This window comes from Neobacillus sp. Fa239 (assembly GCF_055395235.1).
The window spans coordinates 4,388,703-4,405,504 of the sequence record NZ_AP041611.1; the positions used below are offsets into that span (position 1 = coordinate 4,388,703).

The 16,802-nt window shown below is 39.4% G+C and carries 13 protein-coding genes and 1 other annotated feature; of the genes, 6 read left to right on the forward strand and 7 right to left on the reverse strand.

What is annotated here, in order from left to right:
* Position 1: 1 nt before the first annotated feature.
* The gene (locus tag ACZ5XR_RS21730; protein ID WP_464498555.1) at positions 2–1,438 is read right to left on the reverse strand and encodes a sensor domain-containing diguanylate cyclase; all 1,437 of its coding nucleotides are present in this window, start codon (positions 1,436–1,438) and stop codon (positions 2–4) included.
* Between the two features lie 371 nt (positions 1,439–1,809).
* Here ACZ5XR_RS21730 and rpsD point away from each other — a divergent pair, with 371 nt between their 5' ends.
* Both rpsD and ACZ5XR_RS21740 read left to right on the forward strand, forming a co-directional pair.
* On the forward strand, positions 1,810–2,412 hold the full coding sequence (gene rpsD / locus ACZ5XR_RS21735; RefSeq protein WP_464502401.1) for a 30S ribosomal protein S4: 603 nt from the start codon (positions 1,810–1,812) through the stop codon (positions 2,410–2,412).
* A 219-nt stretch (positions 2,413–2,631) separates the two neighbouring features.
* Complete coding sequence (locus ACZ5XR_RS21740) at positions 2,632–3,711, forward strand: GerAB/ArcD/ProY family transporter (RefSeq protein ID WP_464498557.1); 1,080 nt, start codon at positions 2,632–2,634, stop codon at positions 3,709–3,711.
* Here the strand turns inward: ACZ5XR_RS21740 and ACZ5XR_RS21745 are convergent.
* Entirely contained in the window at positions 3,708–3,995 is a 288-nt protein-coding gene (locus ACZ5XR_RS21745) for a hypothetical protein (RefSeq protein ID WP_464498559.1), read from the reverse strand. The genes ACZ5XR_RS21740 and ACZ5XR_RS21745 overlap by 4 nt on opposite strands.
* A 349-nt stretch (positions 3,996–4,344) precedes the next feature.
* Positions 4,345–5,601, reverse strand: coding sequence for a tyrosine--tRNA ligase (gene tyrS, locus ACZ5XR_RS21750; protein ID WP_464498560.1), 1,257 nt, complete (start codon positions 5,599–5,601; stop codon positions 4,345–4,347).
* A gap of 42 nt (positions 5,602–5,643) precedes the next feature.
* Positions 5,644–5,856 (reverse strand) — a binding site (T-box leader).
* 147 nt (positions 5,857–6,003) lie between these two features.
* Here tyrS and ACZ5XR_RS21755 point away from each other — a divergent pair.
* Positions 6,004–8,781: a transglycosylase domain-containing protein gene (locus ACZ5XR_RS21755; RefSeq protein ID WP_464498562.1), complete on the forward strand. Its 2,778-nt coding sequence runs from the start codon at positions 6,004–6,006 to the stop codon at positions 8,779–8,781.
* 258 nt (positions 8,782–9,039) lie between these two features.
* On the opposite strand, the gene acsA is transcribed toward ACZ5XR_RS21755, so the two are convergent.
* Entirely contained in the window at positions 9,040–10,758 is a 1,719-nt protein-coding gene (gene acsA, locus ACZ5XR_RS21760) for an acetate--CoA ligase (RefSeq protein ID WP_464498563.1), read from the reverse strand.
* Between the two features lie 400 nt (positions 10,759–11,158).
* Here acsA and ACZ5XR_RS21765 point away from each other — a divergent pair, with 400 nt between their 5' ends.
* Genes ACZ5XR_RS21765 through ACZ5XR_RS21775 form a run of 3 tightly spaced genes read left to right on the forward strand, consistent with a single transcriptional unit; the run spans position 11,159 to position 13,641 of the window.
* Entirely contained in the window at positions 11,159–11,791 is a 633-nt protein-coding gene (locus tag ACZ5XR_RS21765; protein WP_464498564.1) for a GNAT family N-acetyltransferase, read from the forward strand.
* 33 nt (positions 11,792–11,824) lie between these two features.
* Complete coding sequence (locus tag ACZ5XR_RS21770) at positions 11,825–12,472, forward strand: acetoin utilization AcuB family protein (protein ID WP_464498566.1); 648 nt, start codon at positions 11,825–11,827, stop codon at positions 12,470–12,472.
* On the forward strand, positions 12,469–13,641 hold the full coding sequence (locus tag ACZ5XR_RS21775; RefSeq protein ID WP_464498568.1) for an acetoin utilization protein AcuC: 1,173 nt from the start codon (positions 12,469–12,471) through the stop codon (positions 13,639–13,641). Before ACZ5XR_RS21770 ends, ACZ5XR_RS21775 begins: the two co-directional genes overlap by 4 nt.
* Before the next feature lie 119 nt (positions 13,642–13,760).
* Here the strand turns inward: ACZ5XR_RS21775 and ccpA are convergent, their stop codons facing one another.
* The 3 genes from ccpA to ytxJ all read right to left on the reverse strand — a co-directional run bounded on the left by ccpA (position 13,761) and on the right by ytxJ (position 16,733).
* On the reverse strand, positions 13,761–14,759 hold the full coding sequence (gene ccpA / locus ACZ5XR_RS21780) for a catabolite control protein A (RefSeq protein ID WP_464498570.1): 999 nt from the start codon (positions 14,757–14,759) through the stop codon (positions 13,761–13,763).
* Between the two features lie 274 nt (positions 14,760–15,033).
* Complete coding sequence (locus tag ACZ5XR_RS21785) at positions 15,034–16,110, reverse strand: bifunctional 3-deoxy-7-phosphoheptulonate synthase/chorismate mutase (RefSeq protein ID WP_464498571.1); 1,077 nt, start codon at positions 16,108–16,110, stop codon at positions 15,034–15,036.
* 290 nt (positions 16,111–16,400) lie between these two features.
* A complete protein-coding gene (gene ytxJ, locus ACZ5XR_RS21790; RefSeq protein WP_464498572.1) occupies positions 16,401–16,733 on the reverse strand; it encodes a bacillithiol system redox-active protein YtxJ in 333 nt (110 codons plus the stop codon).
* Positions 16,734–16,802 lie beyond the last annotated feature (69 nt).

Below are 16,802 nucleotides of genomic sequence, written 5' to 3' on the forward strand. Positions count from 1 at the left end.
TCTAACTTGCTTTAATCCCTTCACCCTGTGTCACAGCTCTGTTTTTGCCTGAACTTTTGGCCGCGTAAAGCGCCTCATCCGCCCGTTTAAATAAATGGATGTAAGTATCATATTTTTCTTTATTCCAATATGAAACACCACACGACACTGTAATACAGGGATTGGTGGATTCAAAGACTTTTTCAACCAATCTCCTGGCAATAGCTGTTCCTGCCTCTAATGATACCTTTGGCAGATATATGGCAAGTTCTTCACCGCCCCAGCGAGCACCTACATCACTTTCACGAATGTTACTTTTAATTAAGTTGGATAGTTGTACCAGTACCTCATCACCAATTTGATGACCATATGTATCATTTATTCCCTTGAAATTATCGATATCAATCAAAATAAAAGTACCTTCCTCATCTTCTTTCATGGATGTTTTGATTTTTTCATCCAAATAATTACGAGAATGGAGTTTTGTCAAATGGTCAGTAATAATCATTCGCTCCAACTCTTCACGAAGCATCGAATTCGTAAGTGCTAGTGAGGAGTGATGGATAAGCGATTGGAGCAGCTTAAAGATATCAAATGAAAAGAAGTAAGGTTCTTGATGCATAACCATAGAGAACCCCTTTAATGTATCACTCTGAATAAAGGGAACGGCCATGATGGATCGATAGGATTTTGAGTCATTTATTATAGGAATATTTACATCGCCAATAAATAAAGGATCTTTTTCTTGTTGAATTTTATTTTTTATATATTCGATATATGGACGAGCTTGTTTACTATAACAAAAGGAAGTAGAACCGGGTAAAACCTTTGTATTGATATCATCCTGCGTAAAGAGAAAAAAGCCGACTTCCTCTGCTTGAAAGGACTGTCTAATTTGACCGGACATATAGGTCATGGTTTCTGCTAAACGAAGGTTCGAATTTAACCGGTGGGAAGTTTCATTTATTAATTTCAACTCGATGATTTCTCTCTTTGATTGTTGATAAAGCTTGGCATTTTCCAAAGCACTGCCCGCGCTCTTAGCTAAAAGGCTAAAAAATTCAATATCGTTTTCAGAAAAAACCAGCGAATTACCGGATACAATCTTCAACACTCCATAGACCCCTTGTTTCCCTTTTAATGGAGCATAAAGGGTGGATTGATTTCCTTCTACTGTTTTTTCCATTTGAATTTTTCCTGAAACGTAGGCTTCCATAGCTGTAAAATTATCGCTGTCATATTCTAGTTCCATAATTGGGAGATCTCTTTGGTTGTGATCATCCTGTGAAAGCAGCAAAAAATAATAAAAGGCAGGATATATGTCTTGAAGAGTAAAGAAGATTTCTCTTAATAGTTCGTCTTTATCCAATAAGGAATAGAATTTTTCAGCAGCTTGATATAATTTCTTATATTTTGTAAATTCATTTTCAAATCGTAATTTATTCTCAAAATCCTCCATAAAACAACCACCTATTATTCAATAGTCCCAAAAATATACATCATCACCTAATTATAGTAAAAAAATTGCTGTTTTTGTATTTTTTTAAAGAGTTTTTTAACAAGTTTTATTTTTCATTTTTCTTGATAGATTATTTTTAAAAAAAATAATTGACTTTAAGGCGATGAAAATTATATAATACTTTTTGTGTAAAATATTGCAGCTTATGTGTACCGTTTAATAGTGCATTTTGTTCCTCATTTTTTAATGATGGTGCATCTCGTAACCCTTAGCTGCTAGGGCGAAGGTGCATGAAAACAAAATGGCTGTTATCTGTGTTTCATAACCGTTTTTATTTTACCAAAATAAAAACACACAAGGAGGAGTCTCTCATGGCTCGTTATACCGGCCCAAGCTGGAAATTATCCCGTCGTCTTGGAATCTCTCTAAGCGGCACAGGTAAAGAATTAGATAAGCGTCCTTACGCTCCTGGACAACATGGTCCAAACCAACGCAAAAAGCTTTCTGAATACGGATTGCAATTGCAAGAAAAGCAAAAACTTCGTCATATGTACGGAGTTAACGAGCGTCAATTCCGCAACCTATTTGATAAAGCCGGCAAATTAGCTGGTAAACACGGTGAGAACTTCATGGTTCTTCTTGAATCACGTCTTGACAACGTTGTTTATCGTTTAGGTTTAGCCCGCACTCGTCGTGCAGCTCGTCAGTTAGTTAACCACGGACACATTCTTGTTGATGGTTCACGCGTTGATATCCCATCATACCGTTTAACTGCTGGTCAAACTATCGGCTTACGTGAAAAATCTCGTAACCTTGATGTTGTTAAAGAAGCAATCGAAGTAAACAACTTCGTACCTGACTATTTAACATTTGATGCTGACAAGTTAGAAGGAACTTTCACTCGTTTACCAGAGCGTTCTGAACTTCCAGCTGAAATTAACGAAGCATTGATCGTTGAGTTCTACTCTCGTTAATTGATTTGCTTATTAAATAGCAATCATAAAAACCCTAGAAGCGTTATTACAACGCTTCTAGGGTTTTTTATTTTTAATTTGGAAATAATAACCTTTAACAACAAGGTTTAGGGAAAAGATTAATGGTGAGTAGTATGAATTGAAATTCCAAAAAACAAAATCCCAACAGAAAGCCCTCTGCGATGATTTTTCCCTTTAGAAATGACAGTGAGGAGAATAATGAAGACAATAAAAGTATCACCATTTCAATTGTTTTCCCTTATATATTTGTTTGAATTAGGAAGTGCTCTTCTAGTTGGTATCGGCTCGAATACTAAACAGGACGCATGGATAGTGATGCTCATCGGACTAATGTGTGGCTTAATATTGGTTCTTATTTATCACCGTTTGTTCTTATATTATCCAGACCTCCCCTTAACAAGCTATATAAAACAATTAACAGGAAAATTTTTAGGCCGTATCCTTGGTTTTATTTATATTATTTACTTTATATATGATGCATCAAGGGTATTACGTGATTTCGGCGAATTATTAACGACAACTATTTATACAAATACACCCCTAATTGTTATAAATATGTTAATGATTCTAATCTGTATCTATGCACTCCATAAAGGTCTTGAAGTATTGGGCAGAGTGAGTGAGATTTTTTTTATAGTAGTTTTTTTAATGTCCATTCTCGCTTTTTTCTTAATATTATTTTCCGGAATAATCCATTTAGAAAATCTAGAGCCAATTCTAGAAGACGGCTATACACCAGTGTTAAAAACATCTTTAAATCAATCTATCCTATATCCATTTGGTGAAATGATTGTATTTTCTATGATACTTCCTCAGATAAATGAGTCCAAAAAAGCAAAAAATGTTTGCCTTTCCGCGATTCTTTTGAGTGGGATCGATTTAGTCATTGTCACAATCATTAATATTGCTTCTCTTGGGGTGGATGCTTTTGTCCGCTCCCCATTCCCTCTGTTTTCCACGATTAGGAAAATTGTTTTTTTTAGATTTGATGTATTTTTTATGCTCCAACTTGTCATAGGAGGTTTTTTAAAAATTACCATCTTCTTTTATGCTGCTGTAACTGCCGTTGCAGATGTATTTCGACTTAAGGTTCAAAGTAATGTTATTTTTCCAATAGGATTAGTTATTTTATTTGCTTCTATGGCGATAGCATCAAATTCTGCCGAGCACTTTCAAGAAGGGTTTAAAATAGGTTATTTATATTGGACAGTAGAAATTATTATTCCTATACTTTTATTTCTCATTGCCTATTTTAGAAATAAAAAAAAGCCTGGTTAGGCTTTTAAGCTGCTCATTATTTCTACTAGCTTTATAACTTCGTTGAATCCAACGAAGTTTTTATTGCTTATGGTCTTTCTCAATAATGACACCTCATACAAATAAGCGAAAGCATGGGTTACAAAAGCAATTGTTGAAGTAAAACTGAGATTTTCAATGACGACAAGTTTAAAATCTATACCGCATTTATCACAGTAGCTTATGTGATTTTCAATTTCTTTTGCAAGATCTGCACCGTATTTCGCTTCCATGTCGACAAGGTTGACAGTCTGCTTGTCTTTCACAGCAATCGCCTCCTTTATTCATGTGTATGAAAAAGGGCTTGGACTGGTTTCCATTTATAAAAAAACTCCAAGACCAATTGGTTTTGGAGTTTTTTATTGGTAGAGGGTATTTTAAACTTGGTTGTTGATTTCCTCTCCGAGCGCTCGCTTTCCGCAGGGAGGTCCGGGAGCCTCCTCGGCGCTTTAGGCGCCTGCGGGGTCTCCCGTGACCTCTTCATCCTGCAGGACATTGAATAAGCTTCCTCGAATATTCACCGCACGAAGAAAATGCGTTAGCATTTTCGAGGAGGAGAGGGCCCTATGCTCCAATCAACAGCTATAAAAAATCAACATTCACCTTTAACACAGCTTAAAAATTAATTAAAGAATACTTCTTTTTCCCTCTTCTGATAATTGTGTATTGCCCTTCAATTCGATCGCTTTCGGTTAAGGTATAGGCATTGTCTGTGATGCGTTCCCCGTTAATGGAGACGGCTCCATTTGTAATATCTTCACGCGCTTGGCGTTTGGATGGAGAAATGCCTGCGGTAACCAATAAATCAACAAGATTCCCTTCAAATTTTGATGCATCAAAAGAAGGAACATCTTTAAATCCTTGCTTAATTTCGGCAGCCGTAAGATCTTTAACATCGCCGCTAAATAATGCCTGTGAAATTTTAATTGCTTGCTGTAATGAATCCTCGCCATGAATAAGACGGGTCATTTCCTCTGCTAATGCCTTTTGCGCCTTCCGTATATGTGGTTCTTCTTCCACCGCTTTTTCCAGCAGTTCAATCTCTTCATGTGAAAGGAAAGTGAAGAATTTCAAGTATTTGACAACATCCGCATCCGCCGTGTTAATCCAGAATTGGTAGAATTCGTAAGGCGTTGTCTTTTCTGGATCCAGCCAAACTGCCCCGCCTTCAGTTTTTCCAAATTTGGTTCCGTCCGCTTTTGTCACGAGCGGGATCGTCAAACCAAATGCTTTTGAGCCTTCTGGCTGCATTTTACGAATTAATTCAAGCCCTGAGGTAATATTCCCCCACTGATCACTGCCGCCGATTTGTAATTTACAATTGTGATGCTCATATAAATGATTGAAATCCATCGCCTGTAGAATCGTGTAAGTAAATTCCGTAAAGGAAATACCTGTTTCGAGACGGGAGGCGATTGTATCCTTGGCAAGCATATAGTTAACACCAATATGCTTGCCGATATCACGCAGGAATGAAACAATATCCATAGAACCTGCCCAATCATAGTTATTGACCATAATTGCACCATTTTCACCGGAAAACTCAAAGATCGATTCTAATTGCTTCTTGATTCCAGCAACATTTTCCTGAACGGTATCCAATGTTAATAACTTTCGCTCCTCACTTTTACCGCTTGGGTCGCCAATTAAACCTGTAGCTCCCCCAACCAGAACAATCGGCCGATGTCCTGCATTTTGAAATCTTCTTAAGGTTAAAAAAGGAAGTAAGTGTCCGATGTGCATGCTGTCTGCAGTCGGGTCTACTCCGCAATATAATGAAATCGTTTCACTTGCTAAAACATCCTTTAATCCCTCTTCATCGGTCTGCTGATAAATAATCCCTCTCCAAGCTAAATCCTGCAATAAATTCATAAAAAAACCTCCAATAAAATAATAAAACGTCCCTGCAAATATTGCAGGGACGAAATGATCGCGGTACCACCCAGCTTGAGGAAAATTTCCTCCAACTCGAAAAGTTAACGGTTTGACCGTTCTCTGTTACTCAAAGTTCACAGAGAAAGCTCCCGGATGTAATTCGATCTTCTATTTGTGTCAGCTTACACCATCCGCTGACTCTCTTTAAACAGGGATAGAAGTTCTACAATTGATTCCGTTCACAGCTATAAAATATAAATTTGTTATAGCTACTTTTACCACATTTACATAGTATCTGTCAAACCCAAATTGGAAAATTAAGATAAATGTAGAAGATTGTCATTTTTTCAAAGAGGGATATGCTATAATTAGGTGATTTTAGTCGAGGTGATGCTATTAATGAAGGATAAGCTACATGCTTGGAAAGAAAAATTAAAGTCCTTACTTAATTTGATAACACATAAAAAGACCGTGAAAAGTGCCAGGATCACTTATGGAGTTTTTTGGAATCTTTTACTTCTTTTTCTTACCGTTCTCATTCTTGGCGGCTCTTTTGCGACAGGCGTTGGTGCAGGCTATTTTGCCTCACTGGTTAAAGATGAGCCTGTCCGGTCTTATAACAGTTTAAAGAAAGACATTTATAATTATAATGAAACCTCTGACCTCTATTTTGCAGATAATGTATACATCGGAAAACTTAGATCCGATCTTGAACGTGAGGAAGTCAGCCTTAATCAAGTTTCGGATTATTTAAAAAAAGCGGTGGTCGCAACAGAGGACCAATATTTTTACCAACATAATGGTGTTGTCCCCAAAGCGGTTCTACGGGCACTTTTTCAGGAAGTCACGAACTCTTCTGTTCAATCTGGAGGAAGCACTCTTACCCAGCAGCTAATAAAGAATCAGATTTTAACAAATGAAGTTTCTTTCCAGCGGAAAGCAAATGAAATATTACTTGCACTTCGAGTAGAGAAATTTTTCACCAAAAATCAAATTCTTGAAGCCTACTTAAATGTCTCCACATTCGGCAGAAATTCCTCAGGTCGGAATATCGCCGGCGTTCAAGCCGCGGCAAAAGGGATCTTTGGAAAGAATGCAAGTCAGTTAACGCTGCCGGAAGCAGCCTTTATTGCAGGATTGCCACAAAGCCCCTTTGGATATACTCCATTTACGAGAGATGGGAAAGTAAAAAGCAATTTGCAGCCTGGGCTGAACCGGATGAAAACAGTTTTAAAACGGATGTATGATGGCGGTTACATAAATCACAAGCAATATGCAGAAGCTTCGTCCTATAACATTACGAAGGATTTTATCCCGCCAAAACCAAGTCCTACGGAAAAATACCCTTGGCTTACAGCTGAAATTGAAAAGCGCTCCATTGATATTATCGCCGGAATCTTGGCGAAAAAAGATGGGTACAGCGAAGCTGTATTAAAAAAGGATAAAAATCTTGTTTACAAATACCAAACATTAGCTGCCCATGACCTGCACCAAAATGGATACGAAATTCATACAACCATCAACAAAAACATTTATGATGCCATGCAGAAGGCAAAGGATCATTATCCTTATTATGGTCCGGATAAACCGCAGGAAAAAAAGGATCCCGATACTGGTAAAATGAAAACAGTCATGGAGCCTGTGGAAGTAGGAGCCATGCTGATTGAAAATAAGACCGGTAAGATCTTAAGCTTTGTCGGCGGACGAAATTATAAAAAACAACAGCTTAATCATGCAACAAGTTCAATCAGGCAAAACGGCTCAACTATGAAGCCGCTCCTTGTTTACGGTCCGGCAATTGAAATGGGAAAAGCTGCTCCTGGCACTACTTTACCCGATGTTGCCTTAAAACTTAATCCAGCAAGCAACAGTCCATGGCCGCATAACTATGATTTAAGGTATAGCGGTTTGGTCTCTGCAAGATACGCCCTTGCTTGGTCATACAATGTCCCTGCTGTAAAGCTATACAGTGAAATCATCAATTACCGCCCGGCAAAATATTTAGAAAAAATGGGCTTTACCTCTCTTCGCAACGAGGATTATACCAACCTGGCAACCGCGATTGGCTCTATGAAAGATGGCGTTACCGTTGAAGAGAATACGAATGCATTTACTACATTCGCCAATGGCGGGAAATTTATTGATGCTTATTTAATTGATAAAATTGCCGATAAACATGGAAAAGTTATTTATCAGCATCAAACAAAGCCTGTTAACGTTTTTACACCACAAACAGCTTATCTAACATTAGATATGATGCGCGATGTTATTCGGATGGGGACAGCCGCCGGAATTAATTCCAGACTTAAGTTTAGTACGGATTGGGCAGGAAAGACAGGAACCGGAGTTGATTATAAAGACTCCTGGTTGGTTGGGACCAATCCGAATGTGACGTTTGGTATCTGGACGGGCTATGATACGCCAAAATCCTTAAAGTCTTCCGGTTATATGTCATATAGCCAGCGGACTAATAATTTATGGGTAGCCTTAATTAATGCAGCCTATAAGATTAAGCCATCTTTGATCGCACCGAAACAACCATTTAAAATGCCAAATGGGATTGTAAGACGTTCCATTTGTGCTGTATCAGGCATGCTTCCATCAGCAGCCTGCACACAAGCTGGTCTGGTCGATAGTGATTACTTTAATGCAAAGTACGTCCCGACAAAAGTCGATGATAGCTTAATTGAAGGCAACTATGTCACCGTTGGCACAAGAAAGTATTTGGCTTTGGATTCTACTCCAGCTGAATTTGTTCAAAAAGGTCTTATTTTAAATCCTGATTTTATTACACGTATGGTAGGCAAAAACTTTAGCAATCCCAGTCAGCTTATCCCAAAACGAAGCCGCTGGGCAAACATTCTTGTTCCGAACGCCAAGATTGTTGATAACGGCAAAGTCCCAGACCCTGTAAAATTAGCTGCCACCGGAAATCATCTATCCTGGTCAGCGTCACTTGATAATGATGTTATCGGCTATCGGGTTTATCATACAGGGCTCTTATCTTCAAAGATTGCCAACATAAAAAGCGGGTCAAGCTTATCCTATACAGCACTGCCTGGGACTTATTTTGTAACGGCTGTTGATATAGCAGGCAAGGAATCCGCTCCATCTAATTTAGTAGATATTAGCGATACTTCTGAAGTCGGAACAGATCCGGCTAATTCACTTAAATAATCAAACCAGTTAAGTTATAATAAAACCGCATTGGATGTTACTCCAATGCGGTTTTATTTTTTATTCGGCTCTTTTAAACTTAGTTGTTGATTTCCGTTCCAGGCGCTCGCTTTCCGCGGGGAGGTCCGGGAGCCTCCTCGGCGCTTTAGGCGCCTGCGGGGTCTCCCGTGACCTCTTCATCCCGCAGGAGTCGAGCGCCCTCCACTCCAATCAACAGTTGTAAAAAATCAGCATTCGCCTTTAACAGAGCCATTAGGATTAATCTTCCATAGTAGAAAGGTCACCAGTTGGGAGATTCAATTCCCATGCTTTTAGGACGCGTCTCATGATTTTACCACTTCTTGTTTTCGGAAGCTTATCGCGGAAATCAATTTCTCTTGGCGCAGCATGAGCGGCAAGCCCCAATTTCACAAATTGCCGGATTTCCTCTTTTAACTCATCCGTAGGGTGATACCCTTCCCGCAATGCAACAAACGCTTTAATGATTTCTCCTCTGACAGGGTCCGGCTTGCCAATGACACCGGCTTCTGCAACTGCCGGATGCTCAACAAGCTTGCTTTCCACTTCAAATGGTCCAACGCGTTCACCGGATGTCATAATCACATCATCGATTCGACCTTGGAACCAGAAATATCCCTCTTCATCCATATAGGCAGAATCACCGGAAACATACCAGCCGCTTGGCATAAAATAAGACTCATATTTTTCTTTATTATTCCAAATCGTATGCATCATGGAAGGCCAGCCTTTTTTCACTGCAAGATTACCCATGCGGTATGGAGGCAGCTCGTTTCCTTGGTCATCGACAATCGCTGCTGTTACTCCCGGAATTGGTTTTCCCATTGAACCTGGTTTAATCGGAATGCATGGATAATTGGAAATAAGCGTAGCACCTGTTTCCGTCATCCACCAGTTATCATGAATTCGTTTATTAAATACTTTTGCTCCCCATTTGACAACCTCAGGATTTAATGGCTCCCCTACGCTAAGAACATGGCGGAGGCTGCTCAAATCAAACTTCTTGACAATTTCATCACCTGCGCCCATTAACATTCTGAAGGCAGTAGGCGCACTGAACCAAACCGTTACCCCGAAATCTTCAATCATTTTATACCAGTTTTCAGGGCTGAACCGTCCGCCAATAATCACATTGGAGGTACCTGTTAACCATGGGCCGAATATTCCGTAAGAGGTGCCTGTCACCCAGCCCGGGTCAGCCGTACACCAGTACACATCATCTTCTTTTAAATCCAGAACCCATTTAGCAGTTTGATAATGCTGAAGCATGGCGTTATGTACATGCAATACACCTTTTGGTTTTCCTGTAGAACCGGATGTATAATGCAGGATTAAACCATCGGTTCTGTCTACCCATTCAATTCTTAAATCATTTCTCGCTTCTTTATGCTTTTGCAAAAAGTCAATATAAGGGCCTTCTTCAACAATATTTTCCCCAACAAGGAAAATATGCTTCAATTCTGGCAGATCGCCGACAGGAACCCTCTCCAATAATTCCGGAGTAGTCACAAGGACTTTTGCACCGCTGTCCTGCAAGCGGTCTCTAACAGCGCCCTCCATAAATGCTTCAAATAATGGGCCGACAATTGCGCCCAGCTTAATGGCACCTAAAACAGTAAAATATAACTCTGGTGAGCGGGGCATAAAAATAAAGACGCGGTCCCCTTTTTCAACATCACCGTAGGTCTTTAAAACATTCCCAGCCTTATTTGAAAGCTCCTTCATTTCTTTAAAGGTATACTTTTCATCTCTTGAGCCATCACGATAGTAAAGTGCAATTTTATTTTTCCGGAACGTTTTGACATGACGGTCAATGGCCTCGTACGCAAGATTCACAAGACCTGTTTCAGACCAGCTAAATTCCTTTTCAACATCTTTCCAGCTAAATTGCTCGTACATTTCTTCATAATTGCGTAAATTATGGTCCCCCTGAACCACTGGCAGCGTTTCCACTTTCATATATAAATCCCCCTTCTTGATCGGTTGAGATAATTATAGTACAAATAGTAACTATTCTCAATTTTAAAATTATTACAATATTATTCTTGAATGAACTTTTTTTAAAAATGGCTTTCTAAAAGATTGTTGTTTTTAAATAGGTTATATGAGAAGTTGATTGGAGCGGAAGGTGCGAGACTCCTGCGGGAGCAGCGGGACAGGTGAGACCCCGCAGGAGCGAAGCGACGAGGAGGCTCACCGCCCGCCCCGCGGAAAGTGAGCATCCTGGAGCGGAAATCAACCACTCTAAATAACAATAATACTTTTCGCATAAAACTGAAAATTTTGTGAAGTCGGTTTTTCATAATAGTTTTTATGTATAATAGAATTGAAAATCGAATGTTTTCAAGAAGGTGACTAAATGGAACATAAAAAAACGTACAATGCAAAAGAATTAAAAACCCCACATGGGAACATCATTATCGAAGGTCCTATTTCACCGGATAAACTAGCAGGTCTTGATTTTCACGAAGACCTAAAAGCCTTTCGACCTGCAATACAGCAGCATCAAGCGTTAATCGGGATTGCCGGTCTTGAAGAAGGCAGAATTATTATTGCCAGATACCGTCATACCATTGTTGGATATGTTACTTTTCTATACCCTGACCCCCTTGAGCGATGGTCGGAGGGAAAAATGGATAATTTAATAGAATTAGGGGCCATTGAAGTCATCCCCCAATTTCGAGGAAGTGCAGTCGGCAAAAATCTTTTAACGGTGTCAATGATGGATGAAGCAATGGAGAATTATATCACCATTACAACTGAATATTATTGGCATTGGGATTTAAAAGGAACTGGGTTAAATGTATGGGAATACCGAAAAATAATGGAAAAAATGATGAATGCGGGAGGTCTTGTTTGGTATGCAACAGACGATCCTGAAATTTGTTCACATCCTGCCAACTGTTTAATGGTCAAGGTCGGAAATAATATCGATTCTGATTCACTTCAAAGCTTTGACCGACTTCGTTTTATGAACCGCTTTATGTACTAATGTTATTTTTCTATATAAAGGAGGGTTTTTAAGTTGATAGCTGAAGAGATTATGAAAACAAAAGTGGCGACACTTCTCCCTACCGATTCAATTGAGGCAGCACTAAGGCTTATGGAAGCCCAAAAGATCCGTCATGTTCCAATTATCGATTCAGAGGCTCATTTAGTTGGATTAGTAACAGCTGTGGATATCCGGGATTGCCTCCCATCCATTTTTCATGCAGATGAACATATAGAAGATTTGCAAAAGCCCGTTGAAACCATAATGAAAAAAGATGTGATTACTGGACATCCGCTTGATTTCGTAGAAGAGCTGGCTGGGGTGTTTTATGAGCATCGGATCAGCTGCGTTCCCATAACAAAAGATAATAAACTCGTCGGAATCATTACAGAAACAGACCTGCTAAGAACGATGGTTGAGTTAACAGGGGCTCATCAGCCAGGGTCGCAAATCGAAGTAAAGGTTCCAAATATCGCCGGTATCCTAAGTGATGTAGCCAACATTTTCAGCAAAAGAAAAGCGAATATTCTAAGTGTCCTTGTATACCCCGATAAAAAGGATGAGCAATATAAAATACTGGTTATTCGGGTACAATTAATGAATCCTGTCGGACTGATTGAAGATCTAAAAAAAGCAGGACATCAAGTTCTATGGCCACATCTTCCGGAGAATTCGCTATGACGGACAAATGCTCGTTTGTTTATTCAGAGGAACTGCTGAATTATAAGTTCAGCAGTCATCACCCTTTCAACCAATTCCGATTAAAATTAACCGTTGATTTATTAAATAAAATGAATGCCTTAAATCCGGAACAAATGATTCCTCCAAGGGTGGCAACAATGGATGAACTGGCACTGGTCCATGACCCAAGCTACATCGCTGCCGTCAAAGCTGCCGGACATGGACAGCTCCCAAAAGAAACTGCAGAAAACTATGGCTTGGGAACGGAGGATACTCCGATTTTCCCCAACATGCATGAAGCTAGTGCCTTGCTGGTTGGAGGGACGCTGGAGGCAGTCGATCAAGTCATGACAGGAAAAGCCGTACATGCCCTTCATCTTGGTGGAGGACTGCATCACGGATTCCGTGGAAAAGCCTCAGGATTCTGTGTATACAATGATAGTTCGGTTGCCATTAAATATCTGCAAAAGAAATACAATGCCCGTGTCTTATATGTGGATACCGATGCCCACCATGGAGATGGGGTTCAATGGTCATTTTATGATGATCCTGACGTCTGTACCCTTTCCATTCATGAAACTGGAAGATATCTGTTTCCCGGAACAGGAAATGTTAATGAGCGCGGCCAAGGAAAAGGCTACGGGTATTCATTCAATATACCTGTAGATGCTTTCACAGAAGATGAATCCTGGCTTCACGTCTATACTTCAGCGTTTAAGGAGATTGCAGAGTTCTTTAAACCAGATGTTATTCTTACCCAAAATGGAGCAGATTCACATTATTACGACCCGCTTACTCATTTATCAGCAACAATGAACATCTATCGAGAGATTCCCAGGCTTGCCCATGAGATTGCTCACCAATATTGTAACGGCAAATGGATAGCAGTCGGCGGTGGGGGCTATGATATATGGAGGGTAGTTCCAAGAGCATGGGCGCTTATTTGGATGGAAATGACTGAAAACTCGAATTGTTATGGAAATTTACCTTCTGACTGGGCAGCCTTCTGGCAAAAAGATTCACCGGTAGAATTACCGAAACAGTGGGGAGATCCCATAAATCTATATACCCCCATTCCAAGGAAGGCAGAAATTACGGAAAAAAATTTAAGAACACTTGAAAAAGCCCTTTATCCCATTCGTAACCATCAAAAAAGTGAATCAATATAGTAGATAATATCCCATAACAAAAGGTCAGACCCCACAACGTCAATATATAGCTGAACTAGCTTAAAAGCGGCTATAAATTGATGTTGGACAAGGGGACTGACCCTTTTTGGAATACCATATTATTTAGTTGATTGTCGATGCTCTATTCTATGAGGTAATACCACAATATGCTGCTCCACTTTTTCCTTGTTCATTAATTTTGTCAGTAAGCGCATGGCAACAGCACCGATATCATATAATGGCTGCACAATGGTGGTAAGTTGCGGGCGAACCATCAGTGCCAGCCTTGTATTATCCGAGGTGATTACCTCAAAATCCTCTGGTATACGAAATCCTTTATCTTCTGCACCGTGAACCACTCCGAGTGCCATCTCGTCTGAACCGACTAAAATAGCCGTCGGTCTTTCAGATACTTCCAATAATTTTTCAAAGGCCTCAATCCCGGAATCATAGGTATAATCCCCTTCGACAATTAATTCTTCACTATATGGAATATCCGCTTCTTGAAGTGCCCGCTTGTACCCGTTTAATTTTTTCTCTGAATTTTCCGGTTCATGAAGCGGCCCAATAACATAGGCAATGTTTTTATGGCCCTTTTCAATGAATTCGTTCACGGCATCGTATGCTGCTTGCTCATAATCGATATTAACAGACGGAATCGTTTCAGACTTCTCAATGGAGCCTGCCAAGACAATTGGAACCGGGGATTTTTCGAATTCTTCAACATGCTCCCCGGTAATATTACCGCTCATAAAGACAAGTCCATCCACTTGTTTTCCCAGCATGGTATTGATTAAATGTAATTCCTTATCCCTGTTTTGATCCGAATTGCTTAAAATAATATTATATTTGTACATGGTTGCGATATCTTCAATACCACGGGCTAATTCTGCAAAAAAGATGTTAGAAATATCTGGTATAATGACACCGACTGTTGTTGTTTTTTTGCTCGCCAATCCCCTTGCCACAGCATTTGGCCGATATCCTAATCTTTCGATCACTTCCACCACTTTTTTGCGGGTCACCGGTTTGACATTTGGGTTCCCATTAACTACACGTGAAACAGTTGCCATGGAAACGTTTGCCTCTCTGGCAACATCATAAATTGTCACATTCATTGCCTACACTCTCCTTAAAAACGAAACATTATTTTCTTTATTTTACAGCAGATTTCAATAACCTAGTCATTTTCTTTTGTATAGTTCCAGTCCCTTTAATCTCGGGCTTTTCTATTTGTGATATAGTAAACAATCTTAGTTATGTATTTTAATGATACGACAAGAATATGAAAGAAACAATTATATTCGTCCTTATTTTCTGCTATTAATCAAAAAAAACCTTCTGCAGACATTTGCAGAAGGTTTTTTTCTCAGTTATCCGTTACCTCTGACATTAAATCTTTACAAAATTTGAAGATAGCAATTCATTGAAAAACTGATCAAATTGCTTAAGATCCATTTGCTGCTGTGCATCTGAAAGTGCAACGGCAGGATCTGGATGTACCTCAGCCATTACTCCGTCTGCACCGATGGCAATAGCAGCTTTGGCAGCTGGAAGGAGCAAATCCCTTCTTCCAGTGGAATGAGTAACGTCAACAAATACTGGCAAATGTGTCTCTTGCTTCAAAATCGGTACTGCAGATATATCCAGCGTATTTCTTGTGGCCCTCTCGTATGTCCTAATTCCTCGCTCACAAAGGATAATTTGACCATTTCCTTGAGCCATGATATATTCAGCTGCATTGATAAATTCTTCAATCGTAGCGGCAATACCTCTTTTTAATAAAATTGGCTTGTTCACTGCACCAGCAGCTTTTAATAGCTCGAAGTTTTGCATGTTACGTGCACCGATTTGAATAACATCCAAATAATCAACTGCCATTTCAATGTCAGCAGGGCTTACGATTTCACTAATAACCGCCATATCAAATTCATCTGCAACTTTTTTAAGGATTTTTAACCCTTCAACACCTAAGCCTTGGAAATCGTATGGTGAGGTTCTTGGTTTATAGGCACCGCCGCGAAGAAGCTTCAAGCCTTTTTCCTTCATCGTTTTAGCCACTGTCGCCACTTGCTCATAGGACTCTACGGCACAAGGACCAAATACGAAGTGAGGCTTCCCGTCACCAATATTTTCTCCTTTTAAAGTAACAATCGTATTTTCAGGCTTTTTCTTTCTTGATACCAGCAATGCCTTGCTATGGTCATCTTTTTGCAGGTCAAGACCTGCTTTAAAGATTTCTTTAAAAATATGGTCAATGGTTGAATTGTCAAAGGGACCATCATTATTCTCCTTAATAACCTCAAGCATTTTTCTTTCACGAACAGGGTCATAACGGTAAACTCCCTGGTTCCCTTTAACTTGACCGATTTCTTGGACGAGTTGGGCTCTCTCATTAATAAGCCTCAACAATTCCAAGTTTAATTCATCCACACGCGCTCTTAATTGATCCAATTCATTTTTGCCCAATTTTGTTCCCGTCCTTTCACTTGCAAGTCAGCTTTATTGCCCATTAAATACTGAATGCATAAGTGCAATTTTTGATTTCGTTGAAGGTTTAAATCAGCGAATTTTCTTCATTTTCATATAATTAGGCTTAATTATAGCGGATATAATTTTTTTTGTCACGCATTTTTTCTTTAATAATTAAACGCTTTTAAGCGCTAAAGCAGCCTTTAGGTATATTAAATTAATATATGTTTTTATTTCATTAAAGGTTCGCTAAAATAACCTGTTTTATTAATTTTTCCGACGGGCTGTTATAGATTTTCAGTGATAGCACCTGCTAAAGATCGATTGGTGATCTTCCAATGAGAAGCATTCCATCGAGCTTCACCATTTGAGAAAAGAATTGCCTGCGGGGACTCATGTTTAATCTGAAACTTCTCTGCAATTTCGTTGGATAATGGCCTTGAATCCTGCACAGCTAAATAATAGGTTGGAACGGATTGGTTGGCCTCGGCATATTTTTGATATTCTTGGTAGGCAGCATGGCTAATTGGGCATGTTAAACTATGCTTTAAGAAGTAAAAGGTCTTCTGATCTTTCAAAATTTCTTCAAACTGTTCTAGTGTGTCTATTTTTTCTAGCATTTTTGATACCTCCAAAATTAATAAACGGTGAAGTCATTTTATCACTTCACCGTTCCTATAACAAATATT

Bases quoted from the DNA above. Each gene is read 5' to 3' on its own strand.
- ACZ5XR_RS21775 (WP_464498568.1), top strand. From the start codon at position 12,469: ATGACGGACAAATGCTCGTTTGTTTATTCAGAGGAACTGCTGAATTAT.
- ACZ5XR_RS21755 (WP_464498562.1), top strand. From the start codon at position 6,004: ATGAAGGATAAGCTACATGCTTGGAAAGAAAAATTAAAGTCCTTACTT.
- ccpA (WP_464498570.1), bottom strand. From the start codon at position 14,759: ATGAATGTGACAATTTATGATGTTGCCAGAGAGGCAAACGTTTCCATG.
- acsA (WP_464498563.1), bottom strand. From the start codon at position 10,758: ATGAAAGTGGAAACGCTGCCAGTGGTTCAGGGGGACCATAATTTACGC.
- ACZ5XR_RS21765 (WP_464498564.1), top strand. From the start codon at position 11,159: ATGGAACATAAAAAAACGTACAATGCAAAAGAATTAAAAACCCCACAT.
- ACZ5XR_RS21730 (WP_464498555.1), bottom strand. From the start codon at position 1,438: ATGGAGGATTTTGAGAATAAATTACGATTTGAAAATGAATTTACAAAA.
- ytxJ (WP_464498572.1), bottom strand. From the start codon at position 16,733: ATGCTAGAAAAAATAGACACACTAGAACAGTTTGAAGAAATTTTGAAA.
- tyrS (WP_464498560.1), bottom strand. From the start codon at position 5,601: ATGAATTTATTGCAGGATTTAGCTTGGAGAGGGATTATTTATCAGCAG.
- ACZ5XR_RS21740 (WP_464498557.1), top strand. From the start codon at position 2,632: ATGAAGACAATAAAAGTATCACCATTTCAATTGTTTTCCCTTATATAT.
- rpsD (WP_464502401.1), top strand. From the start codon at position 1,810: ATGGCTCGTTATACCGGCCCAAGCTGGAAATTATCCCGTCGTCTTGGA.